This is a genomic window from Clostridium sp. AF35-15 (assembly GCF_003477745.1).
In the GTDB taxonomy this organism is placed as follows: domain Bacteria; phylum Bacillota; class Clostridia; order Lachnospirales; family Lachnospiraceae; genus Otoolea; species Otoolea fessa.
Window position 1 is genome coordinate 92,590 of record NZ_QUDY01000005.1, and the last position, 20,066, is coordinate 112,655.

The 20,066-nt window shown below is 50.6% G+C and carries 17 protein-coding genes; all 17 read left to right on the top strand.

Annotation, left to right across the window (positions count from 1 at the left end):
- The first annotated feature begins 229 nt into the window (after positions 1–229).
- Positions 230–1,111, top strand: a complete 882-nt coding sequence (locus tag DWZ76_RS07425; RefSeq protein ID WP_022359707.1) for a branched-chain amino acid ABC transporter permease — start codon at positions 230–232, stop codon at positions 1,109–1,111.
- A gap of 112 nt (positions 1,112–1,223) precedes the next feature.
- On the top strand, positions 1,224–2,288 hold the full coding sequence (locus tag DWZ76_RS07430) for a branched-chain amino acid ABC transporter permease (protein ID WP_118472307.1): 1,065 nt from the start codon (positions 1,224–1,226) through the stop codon (positions 2,286–2,288).
- A gap of 3 nt (positions 2,289–2,291) precedes the next feature.
- Positions 2,292–3,050 carry an ABC transporter ATP-binding protein gene (locus DWZ76_RS07435; protein WP_022359705.1) on the top strand — a complete coding sequence of 253 codons (759 nt, stop codon included), beginning with the start codon at positions 2,292–2,294 and terminating at the stop codon, positions 3,048–3,050.
- Between the two features lie 13 nt (positions 3,051–3,063).
- The gene (locus tag DWZ76_RS07440) at positions 3,064–3,774 is read left to right on the top strand and encodes an ABC transporter ATP-binding protein (protein ID WP_022359704.1); all 711 of its coding nucleotides are present in this window, start codon (positions 3,064–3,066) and stop codon (positions 3,772–3,774) included.
- Positions 3,775–3,868: 94 nt separating this feature from the next.
- Positions 3,869–5,344, top strand: coding sequence for a stage IV sporulation protein A (gene spoIVA, locus DWZ76_RS07445; protein ID WP_106999830.1), 1,476 nt, complete (start codon positions 3,869–3,871; stop codon positions 5,342–5,344).
- Positions 5,345–5,553: 209 nt separating this feature from the next.
- Positions 5,554–7,161, top strand: a complete 1,608-nt coding sequence (locus tag DWZ76_RS07450; protein ID WP_118472308.1) for an MBL fold metallo-hydrolase — start codon at positions 5,554–5,556, stop codon at positions 7,159–7,161.
- 33 nt (positions 7,162–7,194) lie between these two features.
- Positions 7,195–7,668 (top strand): ribonuclease HI, encoded by a 474-nt coding sequence (gene rnhA, locus DWZ76_RS07455; RefSeq protein WP_022359619.1) that lies wholly within the window; start codon positions 7,195–7,197, stop codon positions 7,666–7,668.
- A 252-nt stretch (positions 7,669–7,920) separates the two neighbouring features.
- The gene (locus DWZ76_RS07460; protein WP_118472309.1) at positions 7,921–8,763 is read left to right on the top strand and encodes a lysozyme inhibitor LprI family protein; all 843 of its coding nucleotides are present in this window, start codon (positions 7,921–7,923) and stop codon (positions 8,761–8,763) included.
- A 214-nt stretch (positions 8,764–8,977) separates the two neighbouring features.
- A complete protein-coding gene (gene alaS, locus DWZ76_RS07465) occupies positions 8,978–11,587 on the top strand; it encodes an alanine--tRNA ligase (protein WP_207722918.1) in 2,610 nt (869 codons plus the stop codon).
- Positions 11,588–11,724: 137 nt separating this feature from the next.
- Entirely contained in the window at positions 11,725–11,901 is a 177-nt protein-coding gene (rpsU, locus tag DWZ76_RS07470) for a 30S ribosomal protein S21 (RefSeq protein WP_003504099.1), read from the top strand.
- A gap of 97 nt (positions 11,902–11,998) precedes the next feature.
- Positions 11,999–13,873 carry a DUF6020 family protein gene (locus DWZ76_RS07475; protein ID WP_118472311.1) on the top strand — a complete coding sequence of 625 codons (1,875 nt, stop codon included), beginning with the start codon at positions 11,999–12,001 and terminating at the stop codon, positions 13,871–13,873.
- Positions 13,874–13,938: 65 nt separating this feature from the next.
- Complete coding sequence (locus DWZ76_RS07480) at positions 13,939–14,211, top strand: YabP/YqfC family sporulation protein (RefSeq protein WP_106999834.1); 273 nt, start codon at positions 13,939–13,941, stop codon at positions 14,209–14,211.
- Between the two features lie 9 nt (positions 14,212–14,220).
- Positions 14,221–15,510, top strand: a complete 1,290-nt coding sequence (locus DWZ76_RS07485; RefSeq protein ID WP_182431287.1) for a sporulation protein YqfD — start codon at positions 14,221–14,223, stop codon at positions 15,508–15,510.
- The gene (locus DWZ76_RS07490) at positions 15,485–16,519 is read left to right on the top strand and encodes a PhoH family protein (protein ID WP_243017788.1); all 1,035 of its coding nucleotides are present in this window, start codon (positions 15,485–15,487) and stop codon (positions 16,517–16,519) included. The genes DWZ76_RS07485 and DWZ76_RS07490 overlap by 26 nt, the downstream gene beginning before the upstream one ends.
- Positions 16,516–17,013, top strand: coding sequence for an rRNA maturation RNase YbeY (ybeY, locus tag DWZ76_RS07495; RefSeq protein ID WP_022359625.1), 498 nt, complete (start codon positions 16,516–16,518; stop codon positions 17,011–17,013). Before DWZ76_RS07490 ends, ybeY begins: the two co-directional genes overlap by 4 nt.
- 82 nt (positions 17,014–17,095) lie before the next feature.
- A complete protein-coding gene (locus DWZ76_RS07500) occupies positions 17,096–18,220 on the top strand; it encodes a DUF3048 domain-containing protein (RefSeq protein WP_118472313.1) in 1,125 nt (374 codons plus the stop codon).
- Entirely contained in the window at positions 18,201–20,012 is a 1,812-nt protein-coding gene (locus DWZ76_RS07505; protein ID WP_243017789.1) for a polysaccharide biosynthesis protein, read from the top strand. The genes DWZ76_RS07500 and DWZ76_RS07505 overlap by 20 nt, the downstream gene beginning before the upstream one ends.
- Positions 20,013–20,066: the final 54 nt, after the last annotated feature.

Sequence of the window (20,066 nt, forward strand, 5' to 3'; positions counted from 1 at the left end):
TACTGGATGTCCGGCGGCACAGATGGCTGCCGGGCATTTAGTAACAGCTTTCTTTTTAAAACGGTTCACTGCACATGCTTGCCTGCGACGGCAACCAGGTGTTTGCTTTCTGCAGACTGCGAGACGGTCATACTTGTTCTGCTAAATTCGGTCACAGGTAAACATGTGCAGCGAAATGCGTGTACAGGGAAATGCGAAAACGTAGAAACAAAGAGGTAGGTGTATACATATGAGTTTTCTTTCTTATTTAATCAATGGCATCAGTCTGGGAAGTGTCTATGCGATCATTGCACTGGGCTACACCATGGTTTATGGCATCGCGCGCATGCTGAACTTCGCACACGGCGATATCATCATGGTAGGCGGTTTCACAGTGTTTACGATTGTCACAACGATGGGCGGTTCTCCGGTTGTGGGTATTCTGGCTTCGGTGGTTGTGTGTACAGTGCTGGGCGTTACGATCGAGCGAGTTGCATACAGACCGCTGCGTGATGCGTCACCGCTGGCAGTTCTGATCACTGCGATCGGTGTCAGTTATCTGCTCCAGAACGTGGCGCTTCTGATTTTTGGTTCCAATGCGAGACAGTTTACATCGGTTATTACTGTACCGGCATTAAAGCTGGCTGGCGGCAAGCTTTCGATCTCCAGTGTCACGATCGTGACGATTTTAAGCTGTATCGTGATTATGGCTGCCCTGATGACATTTATCAATAAGACGAAAATGGGTCAGGCGATGCTGGCGGTTTCTGAGGACCGCGGTGCGGCAACCTTGATGGGTATCAATGTAAACCGCACGATCTCCGTAACCTTTGCGATTGGTTCCGCCCTGGCGGCAGTAGCAGGCGTGCTGCTCTGCTCGGCATACCCGTCCCTGTCTCCGTACACCGGTTCCATGCCGGGTATCAAGGCATTCGTGGCAGCGGTATTTGGCGGTATTGGTTCGATCCCGGGCGCATTTATCGGCGGTATCCTGCTTGGTATCATTGAAAACCTTGCCAAGGCGTACATTTCCTCCCAGCTTTCTGATGCGATCGTATTTTCTGTCCTGATTATTGTGCTTCTGGTCCGCCCGACCGGTATTCTCGGCAAGAAGATGACGGAGAAAGTATAATAGAGAAAATTATACGATGGTTCATGCCGGGGACTTTTGAAACGGAAAGTGCTGTGTGAAAACAAGATGGTGCATGAACTGCAATAAGCAAGAGAAAGTGCAGGTGTTTAAAATGAACGCATATAAAAATAAAATTCGGATTCAGAATGCGATCACGTATGCGATTGTAATCGGCTGTTACATTCTGATTCAGATTATGATGGCAGGCGGCCATGTAAACAGTCTTTTAAAGGGTATTCTGGTTCCACTTTGTACCTATACGATTTTGGCGGTTTCCTTAAACCTCACGGTTGGTATCCTCGGCGAGCTGAGTCTGGGTCATGCCGGATTCATGTGTGCGGGTGCGTTTTCAGGTGCATTTTTTAATCATGCCATGAAAAATCTGATCGCAAGCAACCAGGTACGCTTCATTCTGGCGCTCTTTGTCGGTGCGGCGGTAGCGGCGGTATTTGGTATCCTCATCGGTATTCCGGTTCTGCGTCTGAAAGGAGACTATCTGGCGATTGTAACGCTGGCATTCGGTGAGATCGTTAAAAATATTATCAATGTTCTGTACGTCGGCATCGACGGAAACGGAATCCACGTTTCCATGAAAGATGTAGCTTCCTTAAAGCTGGCAGCGGACGGTCAGGTGATCATCAAGGGTGCACAGGGTATCACAGGTACACCGAAGACGGCGACCTTTACGATCGGCATTATCCTGGTACTCCTGACCCTGTTTATTGTATTGAATATCATCAATTCCCGGACAGGCCGTGCGATCATGGCGATCCGCGACAACCGTATTGCGACAGAGTCTGTGGGTATCAATATCACGAAATACAAACTGATGGCATTTACCATCTCTGCTTCCTTAGCCGGTGTGGCAGGCGTTCTGTACGCACACAACCTGGCGACGCTGGCAGCGACCCCGAAAAGCTTCGGTTATAATATGTCCATTATGATCCTTGTATTTGTGGTTCTGGGCGGCATCGGAAATATCCGTGGTTCCATGATCGCGGCGGTTATCTTAACCCTGCTTCCGGAGATGCTTCGAAGCCTCAATAATTACCGTATGCTGATTTACGCGGTCGTCCTGATTGTAATGATGCTTTTGACCTCCAGTCCGAAGGCGATCGAGGTCCGCGGGCGCATCTTTTCATCATTCCGGAAAAAGAAGACAGAAGGGGAGGCGTAAATCATGGCAATGCTGGATGTAAAAAATTTAAGTATTTCTTTTGGCGGTCTGAAAGCGGTCGATGATTTCAGCATCACGATAGAAAAAGGACAGCTCTACGGCCTGATTGGACCGAACGGCGCTGGTAAAACGACTATTTTCAACCTTTTGACGGGCGTGTACAAGCCGGATGGCGGACGGATTCTGCTGGATGGAAAGGACATTACCGGTCACAAGGCAATCCAGATCAATCAGGCAGGCATCGCGAGAACCTTCCAGAATATCCGTCTGTTCAAGGAGCTGAGCGTGCTTGACAATGTAAAGGTTGGTCTTCACAACCATCATAAATATTCTACGCTGAGCGGCATTCTGCGTCTTCCGTCCTATTACAAGGTTGAGAAAGAGATGGATGAGCGCGCGATGGAGCTTTTGAAGGTGTTTGACCTCGACAAAGAGTTTGATTATAAGGCATCGAACCTCCCATACGGCAAGCAGAGAAAGCTGGAGATCGCCAGAGCGCTGGCGACCGAGCCGAAGCTTCTGCTTCTTGACGAGCCGGCAGCCGGCATGAACCCGAATGAGACGGCAGAGCTGATGAAGACGATCCGTTTCGTGCGCGATCATTTTGATATGACCGTACTTCTCATTGAGCATGATATGAAGCTGGTCTCCGGTATCTGCGAGCGCCTGACGGTCTTAAACTTCGGTCATATGCTGGCAGAGGGACCGACCAGCGAAGTACTCAGCAATCCAGAAGTTATCAAAGCATATCTGGGAGAATAGGGGGAAGTTTCGTATGTCAATGCTGGAAGTAAAAGATTTACAGGTATATTATGGTGTGATACAGGCACTCAAGGGAATTTCCTTTGAGGTAGAACAGGGCGATGTGGTAGCGCTGATCGGTGCCAACGGAGCCGGAAAGACGACGACGCTTCACACGATCACGGGTCTGCTGCCGTCCAAGGCAGGCAATATCACATTTGAGGGAACGGATATTACCCATGTACCGGGCTATAAGCTGGTATCAATGGGAATCGCCCACGTGCCGGAGGGGCGCCGTGTGTTCGCTTCCCTGACGGTTCTCCAGAACCTGAAAATGGGTGCGTATACGAGAAATGACAAGAAGGAAATTGAAGATACGATCGAAATGATTTACAAGCGTTTCCCGCGTCTGAAAGAGCGCAAGAACCAGCTTGCCGGAACTTTGTCCGGCGGCGAGCAGCAGATGCTTGCGATGGGACGCGCCCTCATGAGCCATCCGCGCCTGATCGTTCTCGACGAGCCGTCGATGGGTCTGTCCCCACTCTATGTTAATGAGATTTTCGATATTATCCAGGAAATCAACAAGGACGGAGTGACCGTTCTTCTGGTCGAGCAGAATGCGAAAAAAGCGCTCTCCATTTCCAATAAAGCATATGTGCTTGAGACGGGCAATATCGTTCTGAGCGGTGATGCGAAAGAACTGATGAATAATGAGAGAGTGAAGAAGGCTTATCTGAGCGAATAAAAATGTTCTGTGAGCCGGAGCTTTCCAAATGGGAATATTCATAACCCCCTTATGGTCTGAATACATTGTATCAGCAGACCAAGGGGGTATTTTTATGGATCATTTTAATGTATACAGCGATATCCAGGCGCGAACCGGCGGCGAGATCTATATTGGGGTGGTTGGTCCGGTTCGGACAGGGAAATCGACCTTTATTAAGCGCTTTATGGAACTTCTCGTCCTTCCGGGGCTGGAAGATGTCCATGCCCGTGAGCGCGCCCGGGATGAACTTCCCCAGTCTTCGGCGGGGAAAACGATCATGACAACGGAACCGAAATTTATCCCTAAAGAGGCGGCAAAGCTCTCGCTTGGGGACGGTGTGGAGGTGCGGGTCCGCCTGATCGACTGCGTCGGTTTCATGGTGGAGGGCGCTGCCGGTCATATTGAAAACGAGAAAGAACGCATGGTGCGGACGCCGTGGTATGAGGAGGAGATTCCATTTACAGCGGCAGCCGAGCTGGGAACGCGCAAGGTCATCACGGATCATTCGACGATCGGGCTTGTGGTTACGGCGGACGGCAGTTTTGGGGAGTTGAAACGGGAGAATTATGTTCCGGCGGAAGAGAAGACCGTGCAGGAACTGAAAAAACTGGGAAAGCCGTTTCTGGTGCTTTTAAACTCGCAGAAACCATATTCGGAGGAGACGCGGGCGCTGGCAGCCCGGATGACCGAAAAATATGAGGTGCAGGTGCTCCCAGTCAACTGTGAGCAGTTGCGCGCCGAGGATATCCGGGAGATTCTGGGGCAGGTGCTTCTGGAATTCCCGGTCACGGAGATCGATTTTTCGATTCCGAAATGGCTGGAGATTCTGCCAAACAGCCATTGGCTTAAATCGGAGGTCATACAGGCAGTCCGGGGGATGATGGATCGGACGGTACATATGCGCGATGTGGCGTTGGCGCTGCCGGAGGAAACCGGGGAAGCGATCCGTCGGATCCGGATTGTATCAATGAAAATGGATGATGGCAGCGTTCAGGCGGTGGTCGAGCTGGACGACGGGCATTATTATCAGATCCTCAGCGAGTATGTGGGAATGCCGATCGAGGGCGAGTACCAGCTGATGCAGACCTTGAAGCGGTTGGCGTCGATGCAGAGCGAGTATGAAAAGGCATCCGTGGCGCTCACGCAGGCGCGCAAGAAGGGCTATGGGGTTGTCACGCCGGAACGCGGGGAGATCGTCCTCGATGAGCCGCAGGTGGTGCGCCACGGCAATAAATATGGAGTCAAAATGAAAGCGCAGGCGCCGTCCATCAATCTCATCAAGGCGCAGATTGAGACTGAGATCGCGCCGATTGTGGGAAATGAACAGCAGGCAGAGGATTTGATCCGATACATCCGGGAGAATGCTGGAAAAGGTGAGGAAGGCATCTGGGAAACCAATATTTTTGGAAAATCAATCGCCCAGATCGTCGATGACGGGATTCAGGCCAAGATCTCCCAGCTCACTGAGGACTGCCAGGTGAAGCTGCAGGATACGCTGCAGAAAATCATCAATGACAGCAATGGGGGTATGATCTGTATTATTATATAATAGAATAGGTCTGGCTCTTGTTGGGAAAATGGTGCGTTGTCTGGAATGGGAATGTGGGACAGATAAGGTGATTTTATGAAAATTTTATCGAAACTTTATCGGGGAAATTGCAAAATTGTCAGAAATCAGTTATAATGAGGCTAATAGCAAAAACACTTTCCGCAAGGGGTATGCGGAGACACAAACGACAGAACAGGGGGGCTGATTTTATGAGGCTTACATTTATCGGTGCGGATCATGAGGTTACAGGCAGCTGTCATTTTCTGGAGGCATGCGGGCTGAATATTCTGATTGACTGCGGTATGGAACAGGGGATCAACAAGTATGAAAATGCAGAACTTCCGATTCCGTATTCGGATGTGGACTATGTGTTGGTGACGCACGCCCATATCGATCATGTGGGATTGCTTCCGCTTATCTATGCGAGGGGATTCCGCGGACAGATTATGGCGACGCGCGCGACCTGCGATCTGTGTGATATCATGCTGAAAGATTGCGCCCATATCCAGGAGTCAGAAGCGGAGTGGAAAAACCGGAAAGCCATGCGTGCCGGAAAACCGGAGGTGACACCGATTTACACGATGAACGATGCAGAAGGGGTACTGCATCACTTTGTCCCCTGCAATTACAATGAGATTATCCGTCTGAATGACAATCTGGAGATTCGGTTTGTCGATGTGGGACATCTGCTTGGTTCGGCTTCGATCGAGATCTGGATGAAGGAAGACGATTGTTCCAAGAAGATTGTATTTTCAGGTGATATCGGTAACAAAAACAAGCCACTCATTCGCAGCCCGCAGTACATCCGTCAGGCGGATTATGTTGTCATGGAGAGCACTTACGGCGGTCGGTTCCACAAGAATACAGGCGATCACGTGGAAGAATTTGCCCGCGTGATTCAGGAGACGCTGGATAAGGGCGGCAATGTCGTGATCCCGGCATTTGCGGTCGGCAGAACGCAGGAAGTGTTGAATTACATCCGTATTATCAAGGAGAAGAACCTTGTAACCGGGCACGGCGTATTTCCGGTTTACTTAGACAGCCCGATGGCGGTGGAAGCGACCGGCGTGTTCAAGGACAATATGATGGATTGCTACAATGAAGAGACGAAGGAGCTGGTAAAAAAGGGCATCAATCCGATTTCTTTCCCGGGTCTGCATCTCTCGATCACCAGCAGCGATTCCGTTGCAATCAACTTCAACGAGGAACCGAAGGTTATCATCTCGGCAGCCGGCATGTGTGATGCGGGCCGTATCCGCCATCATCTGAAACACAACCTCTGGAGACCGGAGTGTACGATTTTGTTTGCTGGCTATCAGGCAGTCGGCACACTGGGACGCAGCATTACTGAGGGACGCGAGGAAGTGAAGCTGTTCGGTGAGTCGATCGAGGTCAAAGCACGGATCGAGAAGATCGAGGGCATCAGCGGCCATGCGGACGAGACCGGGCTTTTGGAGTGGGTTGGCAGTTTTATGGAAAAACCGTCCCAGGTCTTCGTGGTACACGGCGATGACACAGTGTGCGATGCATTTGCAGAGACGGTCAAGGAGACTTACGGCATCAATGCGATGGCTCCGTTCTCCGGCAGTTCCTACGACCTGAAAGAGGGATGCTTCGTGACTGTTACGAAGGGTATTCCGATTCAGAAACCGGCAGTGAACGAAGCAACGAAGAAAGCGGCTGGTGTATTTGCCCGCCTGCTGGCAGCCTGCGACCGCCTGCGCCGTGTTGTTATGCATAACGAGGGCGGGGCGAACAAAGATTTGGCACGTTTTGCCGACCAGATCAACTCGCTCTGCGATAAGTGGGACCGCTAAGCTTCAATAATAGACATAAAGGAGATTTCTGACTTGAAAGTAACTATATACACAGACGGCGCCGCCCGCGGCAATCCAGATGGTCCGGGCGGATTTGGAACCGTCATTCACTATGTAGATCCGGCAGGAAAACTGCACACGAAAGAGATTTCCGGCGGCTACAAACGAACTACGAACAACCGTATGGAGCTGATGGCAGCCATCGCCGGTCTCGAGGCGCTCAACCGCCCCTGCGAGATCGAACTCTATTCAGATTCCCAGTATCTCGTCAACGCTTTTAACCAGCACTGGATCGAGGGCTGGATCAAAAAAGGCTGGAAACGCGGAAAAAATGAGGAGGTTAAGAATGTAGACTTATGGAAACGCCTGCTCGCTGCCAAGGAACCCCATCAGATTTCGTTTTTCTGGGTGAAAGGGCATAATGGACATCCGGAGAATGAGAGATGTGATTTTCTGGCTACTTCGGCGGCGGATGGGGACGAGCTGATGGTGGATCCGGGGGTATAGCTCGTTACTGCTCACACATGTGTGACCAGTAACAGGATTTTGCCGATGCTTCGCATTCCAAATCGGCAAAATCTGCATCCGGAACTGTATTGTACGGAATTTTCAGTTCAGAAAATTCCTACCTGTGAGCAGTTACTATAACAACCCTTACGATATGTTTACATCTTTCGATCATCTATTTTCAAACCGTCTTAAATGTGCTATTTTAAAATTATCAAGTGAACAGGAATAGCAAAGGCGGTTGAGAGTAATTTGAAAAATAAAGGAATGATCGCTGCCCTCGGTCTGATTCTGGTGCTGGGGATTGTGACGACGGCGGCAACGCGGCGTTATATCCGGGAGCAGGCGGGAAGTGAGAGAAGCCTGACGGTCGGACCGGAGGCGATGTATGAGGCGGAACCATTTGCGGCGGAAGCAGCGGAAAATGGTCTGGCGGAGGATGCGCCGGAGCCATCTTCTAAAAAAATGGCGCATGCGGAAAGCGTGGGGACAGAAGACAGAGCCTGTATGCAGGCGGAAGGAGATGTTTCTGTCCAGTCTTTAGGTGAACAAAAGGAAAAACGTGCAGATAATCGGGCGGCTGCTAAGGCGGCAGAGAAGCAGAGCGCGGGCGATGAGTCGGATCATTCTGTGAATACAGGGGCGGTTGTGTCCCCGGTTGAAAATGGAATTGTATCTCCTGCGCGAGGCGCGTCCTCCGGGACAGGTGCAGGCTCGGACCGGACAGCGGAAGATTACCGGAACCGGCTGGGCGAGATCGAGAATACGATTCAAAACCTGGAAAATTCGGGAAGTGCGAATACGACCGACGCGATGCGGGAGGCGGTCGCGTATGAGTACCGGCTCTGGGATGCCGAATTAAATCAGATTTATCAGGCAATCATGGCGGTGCTTCCAGACGAGGAGACAGACACGCTGCGTGGTCTGGAACGCAGATGGATCCGGGAACGTGATACGGCGGCGAAACAGGCGGCGGAGCGCTACAAGGGCGGCACGATGGAAAATGTCGAGTATACGGCGTCGCTGGCAAATTCGACGCGGGATCGGGCGTATGAGCTTTTGGATTTGTATGAATCGTATCTTCCGGCAGAGTAGTGAAAAAATTAGTAAATGGGACTTTTGCGGCATATAGAATTGCGGTAAGGGTCCCATTTTTGCACACTTTTTGTACACTTTTTGTACCGATAAACCTCTTGCGAAATGTAAATTCCTATGATAGGATATAAAGAATGAGGAAAATTTTACTTAAATAGAAGTAACTATAGGAGGAAGCAACGTGAAAAAATACGGTGTGAACGAACTTAGAAAGATGTTCTTAGACTTTTTTGAGAGCAAGGGACATCTGGCAATGAAGAGTTTCTCTCTGGTTCCGCATAATGATAACAGCCTTCTGCTTATCAACTCTGGTATGGCTCCGTTAAAGCCATATTTTACGGGTCAGGAGATTCCGCCGAGAACAAGAGTATGTACCTGTCAGAAATGTATTCGTACCGGCGATATCGAGAATATCGGTAAGACTGCCCGTCATGGTACCTTTTTTGAGATGCTTGGCAACTTCTCCTTCGGTGATTATTTCAAAGAGGAAGCGATTCACTGGTCCTGGGAATTTTTAACCGAGGTTGTCGGACTTGATCCGGATCGCCTCTATCCGTCTGTGTTCGAGAGCGATGACGAGGCATTTGATATCTGGAACAAAGAGATGGGTATTCCGGCAGAGCGTATTTTCCGCTTTGGCAGAGAGGATAACTTCTGGGAGCATGGCGCTGGTCCGTGCGGTCCGTGTTCTGAGATTTACTATGACCGCGGTGAGAAATACGGCTGCGGCAAACCGGGATGTACGGTAGGCTGTGAGTGTGACCGTTACATGGAGGTATGGAACAATGTATTCTCCCAGTTTAACAATGACGGTCACGGCAACTACACCGAGCTGGAGCACAAGAACATTGATACCGGAATGGGTCTGGAGCGTCTGGCAGTGATCGTACAGGATGTAGATTCCCTGTTTACGGTTGATACCAACAAAGCTCTGTTAGACCGTGTCTGCGAGCTGGCACATACCGAATATCAGAAAGATCATGAGACCGATATTTCTCTGCGTATTGTAGCGGATCATATCAAGTCCTGCACCTTCATGATTTCCGATGGCATTATGCCATCCAACGAGGGACGCGGATATGTTCTGCGCCGCCTTCTGCGCCGTGCAGCACGCCATGGCAAAAAACTTGGCATCGAGGGTGAGTTCTTAGCAGCTCTGTCCCGCACCGTTATCGACCTTTCCAAGGATGGTTATCCGGAACTGGAAGAGAAGAGCGCGATGATTTTCAAGGTTCTTTCTGAGGAAGAGGATAAGTTCAACAGGACCATTGATCAGGGTCTTGCGATCCTTGCTGATATGGAAGAAGATATGAACAAGAAGGGCGAGAAAGTGCTGTCCGGCGACAACGCATTCAAGCTCTACGATACGTATGGATTCCCGATCGATTTAACCCGTGAGATTCTCGAGGAGAAGAGTCTCGGTATCGATGAGGACGGCTTCAACGCAGCGATGAAACGCCAGAAAGAACAGGCGAGAGCGGCGAGAAAGACGACTAACTATATGGGCGCGGATGTTACGGTATATCAGTCCATCGATCCGGCTATTACAACTGAGTTTATCGGCTATGATCGTCTGACAGCGGAATCCGAGATTTCCGTTCTGACGACCGAGGATGAGATTGTAGAGGCACTGACTGACGGTCAGACTGGTACAATTATTACCAAGGAAACCCCGTTCTACGGAACCATGGGTGGTCAGGAGGGTGACTTCGGTCAGATTACCGCTCCGGACGGCTCTGTGTTTGAAGTAAAAGATACCATTCATTTACAGGGTGGCAAGATCGGTCATGTCGGTGTTGTAGTAAAGGGTATGTTCGAGGTGGGAGAAAAAGTAATCATGTCGGTTGACAAGGAAAACCGTGAGCTGACTTCCCGCAACCATTCCGCAACTCATCTGCTTCATAAAGCGCTGCGTACCGTACTTGGTAGCCATGTAGAGCAGGCTGGTTCCCTGGTAACCCGTGACCGTCTGCGTTTCGACTTTACTCATTTCTCTGCGATGACTCCAGAGGAGATAGAGAAGGTTGAAAAGATTGTAAATGATGAGATTGCAGCATCCCTGCCGGTTGTAACCGATGTTATGTCCTTGGATGAGGCAAAGAAGACGGGCGCAATGGCACTGTTTGGCGAGAAGTACGGCGAGAAAGTCCGTGTTGTCAAGATGGGAGATTTCTCCACCGAGCTTTGCGGCGGTACACACGTATCCAACACAGGCACAATTGCATCCTTCAAGATTCTCTCTGAGGCTGGTATTGCAGCAGGCGTCCGCCGTATCGAGGCGCTGACCTCCACCGGTTTGATGAACCACTACAAAGAGGTAGAGAATGAGCTGCATGAGGCGGCGAAACTGGCAAAGACCACTCCGGCTGCACTGAGCAGCAAGATTGAGTCCATGTTAGAAGAGATCAAGACTCTGCACGCAGAGAATGAGAAGTTAAAAAGTAAGCTGGCGAACGACTCTCTGGGCGATGTTATGAACCAGGTACAGGATGTAAACGGCGTGAAGCTGCTGGCAGTTGAGGTTAAGGATGTAGACATGAACGGTCTGCGTAATCTGGGCGATCAGCTGAAAGAGAAGCTGGGCGACGGCGTTGTTCTGATTGCATCTACTCTGGATGGCAAGGTAAGCCTGATGGCTTCTGTAACTGACGGCGCGATGAAGAAGGGTGCACATGCTGGAAACTTAATCAAAGCAATCGCAGGTCTTGTCGGCGGCGGCGGCGGTGGCCGTCCGAACATGGCACAGGCTGGCGGAAAGAATCCGTCTGGTATTGCAGCAGCCCTTGAAAAAGCGGCAGAAGTAGTAGCAGAGCAAGTAAAATAAAAAAATCATAAAAAAATGTAAAATGTTGTTGACGTATCATTTTTTTATGATATAATCTTTTTAGTGCTAAAAAAATACCCATACAGTTGTATTAATATGCACTTATTACACAACTGGAGGGAGGTTAGGTGTGAGCTATGTCAAATGTAATCGTTAAAGATAACGAGAGTCTGGACAGCGCTTTACGCAGATTCAAAAGAAACTGTGCTAAGGCTGGTATCCAGCAGGAGATTCGGAAAAGAGAGCATTACGAGAAACCGAGCGTTCGTCGTAAAAAGAAATCCGAAGCTGCTAGAAAACGCAAATACAATTAAGTAACGCAAAAGTCCTGGTTTTCATATGAACCAGGACTTTTTTGTGCAATAGGAGAAAGAGAAGAAATGCGATGTGGCGGATGATGGAGTGAGGGGCATGAGAGAAAAGCAGGAAAATGAGAGACGGGGAAAGGGATTGAAACAATATATTGCGGATCGGCGCCTGGCAGCAGTCAGCCTTGTGCTTGGCGTTTTGATGGGGCTGATGATTCTTCTGGGAATCCGTTACAGCCGCAATGAGCTGATTTACCGGACGGCGGGACAGTTTTTGGGACAGTTGGCGGGCTGGGCGGTGTGTATGACGGTGATGGTCTGGGCGATTTGTGTGGGACTGGATGCTTTGGGGCGTGGCTGGCCTGAGATACGGGATTTTCAGTTCAGAGAATTCCTGCCTGTGAACAGTTACCAGAAACGGACGCAAGCACGGAGGGGGAAAGACTGCGAAGACCAGGGAAGCAGCCGCGATGTGGAAAGCCAGGGACGGGAATCGAAACAGCGCGCAGCGAAAAATTCGGATTTGGGGACATGGCTGAAATGGATGTTTCTCTCCTGGTGCGTCTATCTTCCGGTTTTTCTGGCGGTTTATCCGGGCATTTATTCTTACGATGCGTCCGCGCAGCTCCTTCAGTTTTATGGAAAACTGCCGCTGACAACCCACCATCCATTAATTCATACGCTATATCTGGGACTCTGCATGAAGATTGCGGGGCGTCTGTTCCATACCTATCAGGCAGGGATGGCGCTGTATGCGCTGTCGCAGTCGTTTTTTATGAGTGCAGTATTTTCCCTGTGTCTGTGCCGGATGAAAGCGCGGCGGGCACCGCGATGGCTCTGCGTTGCTTCGTGGACGTTCTGGATCCTGAATCCGTATCTGACGGTCTTTTCCTTTGTCACGACGAAGGATGTGCTCTTTGGCGCATTTTTCCTGCTGGCATTTGATACGGCATGTTGTCTGGCGGAGGATCCGGAGCATTTTTGGCGGGGAATGTGCCAGAAGAAAGAGGATTTGGATAAAGAAAGAGAGCTGGATAAAGAGAAAAATCCGAATGGAACAGGTTCTCGGAAAGAAGTGGGAAAGACGGGTGATTGGCTGCTCTTTTTTGTGAGTGTGTTTTTCATGTGCCTGTTCCGGAATCAGGGAATCTATGTGTTCCTGTTTTTTGTTTTGGCAGTCTGCCTGTTTTTACGAAAAAAAGTGTATCGCAGAAACTGGTTTATCGGGGCATCTCTGCTGGTGGCAGCTTTATGGTATGTTTTATCCGGTCCGATTCCAACGGCGTTCGGCGTGGGAAAGGGCGATGCGAGGGAGATGCTGTGCGTGCCAATGCAGCAGCTGGCGCGCATATATCATGAAGTCCCGGAGAAATTGACGCCGGAGGAAAAGGATTATATCGAGACGCTGATTGACCCGCAGGCGCTCAGTGAGTATGTCCGTGTCAATGCGGATCCGGTGAAAAATGGATTCCATACGGAAGTGATGCAGGCAGATATGGGACGCTTCGTTCGTATCTGGTCGGAAATCGGGAAGCGCCATCCGGGTATTTATCTGGATTCATTTCTGATGGGGAACTGGGGGTACTGGTATATGGGAGACAGCCAGTACTGGATCAGCTATATTTTATACGACGGGGCATACTTGGAAGGTAATTTAAATATCCTGCATATCACGCGTAACAGCCATTTTCAGGCGCTTTCGGACTGGTTGAGGGAGGCGACACTGACACCGGCATTCCAGTCGGTTCCGGTGCTGTCGGTGCTTCTCAATCAGGCATTTCCGTTCTGGCTGATGCTGTTTGCGGCAGGATTTGCAGTCTGGAAGCACCGGGCGTATGAGATCATTCCGCTGATGCTTCTGCTAGGCTGCTGGGGAACACTTCTGCTGGGACCGGTGGTTTCCCTGCGGTATGCATTGCCGTTGATTTACTGTGTGCCGCGGATGCTGGAAATGATAGTGGGTTTGACGGGAAAATAGTAAACGGCATAGTTTCTGCTTTCCTACATATATTAGATAATAACAATGAAATAGGCGGTAGGCGCTTGTTTGGCAGACAGAAAAAAGCGATCGTTTCGGCACTTCATCTGCCGGAGGACGTCGTTCTCGGAGAGATGCTTCTGTATTTTACCGGCAGTCGGGCGGCTGTGGTAGAAAATTACAGGAGCATTCTCTTTTTTTCCGACGAAATGCTGCGGCTGACGGGAAAGAACATCCGGCTTACTATCAAGGGGAAAGGGCTTTCGATTGAGTATTATGACCGCGACAATCTGCGGGTCACGGGGCAGATTGTGTCTGTCGAATTTGGGGTGCTGTGAGGAATGAGTATGGCGAAGGTAAGACACCTTCTACATGGGATAGTGCGGCTTAACATGCGCGGCACCTCCCCGGAGAGATTCCTGAATCTCTGTACGCTGGCAGGTTTAAATGTCTGGCAGGTAAAAAAAGAGCAGGAAAATCTGCTGTTTTATATGGAAATCCGCGATTTTAAGCGGTGTGCGCCACTGGCAAGAAAAGCGGGAGTCCGTCTGCATATCGTTGAAAAGCGTGGACTGCCGGTGTTTCTCTGGCGGAACCGGAAACGGAAAGGGTGGGCGGTCAGCTTCGTCCTTTTTTTTCTGTTATTATTGTTTCTGGCACAATTTGTCTGGGAGATCGACTGGAGTGGAAACCGGCGTTATACCGAAAGTGAGCTGAATCATTACCTCCAGACGCTGCAGATTGAAGAGGGAATTCCCAAGAAGCGGATTTCCTGTGCGAGGCTGGAGGAAGAACTGCGGGAGTCATTTGAAGATATCACCTGGGTGTCGGTGCGCCTGCATGGGACGCGCCTTTTCATCCGTCTGCGGGAGAGCGAGGTTCCGGTCCGTCAGGAAGTGGAGTCCGGCGAGGCGTGCGATCTGGCGGCGGCATCCGACGCGCGGATCACGTCGGTAGTCGTCCGGAGCGGAATCCCGCTTGTGCAGGCGGGAGATACGGTGGAAAAGGGGCAGCTTCTGGTGTCGGGAACGGTGCCGATCACAGATGATGGAGGCGAAGAAATTTCCTCTTACCGGGTGCGGGCGGATGCGGATATATATGGGATCCGGGAGCGGGTCGGGAGAAAGGAGCTTCCGCTCTGGAGGGAAATGCGGACGGAAACGGGAAAGAAACGATACGGAATTGCTTTGGAAGCAGGAACACACACATTTTACTGGAAAATTCCAGAATTTTATGATATGATAGAACATACATTCGATATGGCGGAGCAGTGGGGCTTTTTCAGACGAAGCAGGCGGATGAAACCTGCCTGGACGATCCGGACGGAGTACCGGAAATTGCGGCTCCCGCTTGATTTTTATCTGCCGCTTTCTGTCGGGTGGAGTGAGTACCGGGAGACGTCTGTCTGCGAAAAAAGGTATACAGAACCAGAGCTTGCGGCGCTGTCAGCGGCATTTCAAAAGGAGACGGAAGAAAAATTGATCGAAAAAGGTGTACATATTATGGCAAGTGATGGTAGAATACTAATAAATGGCGGAGTCTGCCATTTTGAGGTACGGCTTCAGACGGAGGAGCCGATTCAAGTTGTGACACAAGGAGAACAGCAAAGGAATGAGCATAATAGAGACAATGATTGATATTCCGATGGAACATGAGCGGAATGTATGCGGACAGTTTGACGCGTATCTGAAAAAGATTGAGCGGACGCTGCACGTGACGATGATCACACGCGACGGCGCGCTGAAAATCATCGGTCCGGAGCAGACGATCCGGCAGGCGAAGAGTGTGTTCAACAATCTGTTAGAGCTTTCCAAGCGCGGCAATACCGTTACCGAGCAGAATGTTGATTACGCCCTGTCGCTGTCCTTCACGGAGAAGGATGATCAGATTCTCGAGATCGATAAGGATATCATCTGCCGGACGATCACGGGCAAGCCGGTCAAACCGAAGACGATGGGACAGAAACAGTACGTGGACCTGATCCGCAAGAAGATGATTGTATTTGGCATCGGTCCGGCGGGTACCGGAAAAACGTATCTGGCGATGTCGATGGCGATACAGGCATTTAAGAGTGGCGAGGTAAGCCGGATCATCCTGACGCGTCCGGCGATCGAGGCGGGGGAAAAACTGGGTTTTCTGCCGGGCGATCTGCAGAGCAAGATCGATCCGTACCTGCGTCCGCTTTACGATGCGCTGTATCAGATTATGGGGGCAGAAAGTTACCTGCACAATTCTGAGAAGGGCTTGATTGAGGTGGCGCCGCTTGCGTACATGCGTGGTCGTACCCTGGATAATGCGTTCATCATTCTCGATGAGGCGCAGAATACGACCCCGGCACAGATGAAGATGTTCCTGACACGTATCGGCTTTGGTTCCAAGGTGATCGTGACGGGCGACCAGTCGCAAAAGGATCTGCCTGCCGGAGCTGCGTCCGGACTGGATACGGCGATTCATGTACTCAAGAAAATTGACGATATTGGTTTCTGCTATCTGACCAGCAGCGATGTAGTCCGCCATCCGCTGGTACAGAAGATCGTAGAGGCATACGATGCGTATGAGAAAAAAGATGCGGATGCGTCCCGCGGTTTCCGGAGAAATAGTTCCGGGACGCGTGACCGGAAAGATGGAGGAAGAAAGAACAGATGACAATCCAGATCGAATATGAAGCAGAGCGGGAGTGGGAGATAGATTACCGGCCGATCATCGAGGAGATCGTGGTTGCGGCGCTCGATTATGAAAAATGCCCGTATGAGGCGGAGGTCAATGTAGTCCTGACAAATGATGAGGAGATTCATCGTATTAATAAGGAATTCCGAGGAATTGACCGGGCAACCGACGTCCTCTCTTTTCCGATGGGTGATTACGATGTGCCGTCCGATTTTGAACGGTTGGAAGAGCAGTCAGAGGACTATTTTAACCCGGAGACGGGCGAACTTCTTCTGGGAGATATCGTGATCTCGATCGATAAGGTAGACGAGCAGGCAGAGAAATACGGTCATTCTAAGGAGCGCGAACTGGCGTTCCTAGTGGCACACAGTATGCTGCACCTGTGCGGTTACGATCATATGGAAGATGACGAACGTCTTGTGATGGAGAAAAAACAGGAGGAAATCCTGGCTGGCAAAGGGTATACGCGCTAAAAGCAGGGAAAAGAACCGGAGGGAAAGGGGAGAGCCCATTCGGGAAATGAGGCATATGGGGATGTGATGGGGGAAGTACGGAATGAAAAAAAGCAGTTGGAAAATAAGGGCACTGGCACTGACTCTGATGGCAGTCTGCTGGCTGTCAGGCTGTTCGGCTCACAAAGAAATATCGGTAACGGTAGCAGAGACACAGGAGGAGACACGTGAGCTGTCCTTAAATACAGAGACGGAGGCCGAAACGCAGCCGGAAGCAGAGCCGGAGGAACGCTGCGAAAAAGACGGGAAGATACAGAGTTATCTGACCGGGGAATGGACGGATGTCGCAAAGGCGAACCGACGTCCGCTCGCGATCATGATGAGCAATGACAAGGTGGCGCTTCCGCAGTATGGCATCAACCATGCCGGAGTGGTCTATGAGGCACCAGTGGAAGGCAGCATGAACCGCTATATGGCACTGATAGAGGACTATGACGATCTGAACCGGATCGGTTCCGTCCGGAGCTGCCGCCCATACTATACTTTTTTTGCAAGGGAATTTGAGGCGGTCTATGCACATTATGGGCAGAATACGTTTGCACTTCCGTATCTGGAGCAGATGGAACATTTAGATGGAATCAAAGGCAATGGGGCATCTGCGTATTTCCGGACCAAGGATCGGAAGACCCCGCACAATGCCTATGCATCGGGACCAAAGCTGCGCCAGGCGATCGAGGCGAGCGGTTATGCGGATGTGTACCCGGAGAGCTATGAGGGGCATTATACTTTTGCGCCGGAGAGTGCGCCGGTGTGCTTTGAGGATGGTATCGCAGCGGCCAAAGTAGTGCCAGGTTATCAGTTAAGCAATCCCTGGTTTGAGTATCACCCGGAGGACGGGCTGTACTACCGGTATCAGTATGGCGGTCCGCATATGGGAGATGAAGGACAGATAGCGGTTAAAAATATTATTTTCCAATACTGTTTGTGGAAATATTATAAACCGACGGAATATCTGGATATTGATGTCCATACACCGGCGACGGGGTATTATTTTACAAATGGACACGGCATTCTGATTCGTTGGGAAAAAGACGGCGCTTACGGCGTCACAAAGTATTACGATATGGACGGTCAGGAAATCAAGCTGAATCCGGGCAAGACCTGGGTCTGCATCCTTCCGAATGACCGTATGGATAAGGCGGAATTCTATGGAGAACAGACGGAGTAGAAGAAAACCCGGAATGCGGGAAGAGACAGAAAGAGAGATAATCAGCCGGCAGCGTACGGCAGGACGTAGAGAAGAAGCAACCGGAGGCAGCCGGGAAAGTGCGGGTAGAAGCCGTAACCGGTCAGGAAGCAGCCGGAAGCCGGAAGCGGTTCCGGTGAGAAAAGAAAATTTTGTCATTCAGGGTACGATCCTGGCAGTTGCCGGTATCATTGTGCGTCTGATCGGTATTCTGTACCGCGTCCCGATGACGAATATCATCGGCGATGAGGGCATGGGATATTATTCGACGGCATTCAATGTATATAATATCATGCTGATCCTTTCATCGTACAGTCTGCCTCTGGCGGTGTCGAAGATGGTAGCGGCCCGCCTTGCGAAAGGGCAGTACCGCAATATGAACCGTGTTCTGCGGGCGGCGCTTGTCTATGCGACGGTCGTAGGTGGTCTGGCATGCTTTATTACCTGGAATTTTTCAGGCTTTTTTGCAACGACCTTGTTTAACACGCCGTTCTGCGTGTATGCACTCCGCACACTTGCGCCAACGATCTGGATCATGGCGTATCTGGGCGTGCTGCGCGGTTACTTCCAGGGACATGGAACGATGATTCCGACGGCGATCTCCCAGATCCTGGAGCAGGTGGTCAACGCGATTATCAGTGTGGTGGCCGCCAGCGTCCTTTTCAAGGTGGGACTGGATACAGCGAAAGTATATGGAAAAGATGGATATGCACAGGCATTTGGCGCGGCAGGCGGTACGATCGGCACAGGAAGCGGCGCGTTTGCAGCCCTGTTATTTGTGCTGGTATTGTTTTTACTCTACCGTCCGACGGCAAAACGGCGGATTGCCAAGGATCGGAGCGGTAGTGTGGATTCCTACCGTCAGATTTCGAGAATCTTCTTCTTTACCGTTATTCCGGTTATCGTAAGCTCGGGTGTTTACAATATTAACTCGGTTATTGACAACGGTATCATGGCGCACGGCATGGAGTCGCTGGGACGCGGCAAAGAGTTTTTAGCCCTCTGGGGTATCTACAACAACAAATATATGCTGCTGGTACATGTCCCGCTTGCGATGGCGAACTCACTGTCCTCATCGCTGATTCCTTCGCTGTCCGGTGCAATAGCGCGTAAGGACCGAAAGGCGGCGATTGAGAAGACAGCCCTTGCGATCCGGTTTGCTATGCTGATTGCGATTCCGTCGGCGGTGGGGCTGACGGTACTTTCAGCGCCGGTCAATAACCTGTTATTCCGGGGCGGCAACAATGCGGAAGCGATCCGTATGATGATGATTGGCGCTTCAGCCGTTATCTTCCTGTCGCTTTCGACGGTTACCAATGCAATCTTACAGGGACTTAACCGGATGAATGTTCCGGTGCGGAACGCCTTGATTTCGTTGGCATTACACGTGATTGCGCTGTATATTATGCTGATGATCTTCAATATGGGTATCTACAGTATGGTATTTGCAAGTATTTTATTTGCGCTCTTTATGTGCATTTTAAATGCGATCGCGATCCGCAACACACTCGGTTACCGCCAGGAGATGGTCAAGACCTTCCTGCTGCCGGCGATCAGCGCAGCATTTATGGGCGCGGCGGCATATGGCGTGTACCGTGGGGTTACGCTGGTGATCCACAGCAATGTGCTGGGAACGCTGCTGGCGGTGCTTGTGGCGGTCGCGGTATATGGCGTGCTTCTTATCAAGCTGCACTGTATCGAGGAAGATGAGATGTATTCGATGCCGATGGGACGGAAACTCACACGCATCTGCCGGAAGCTGCATCTGATGTAGGGTTAGAAATTTAGTTATGATTAAAATTTAGAAAAAAGTGAATAATAAGGATAC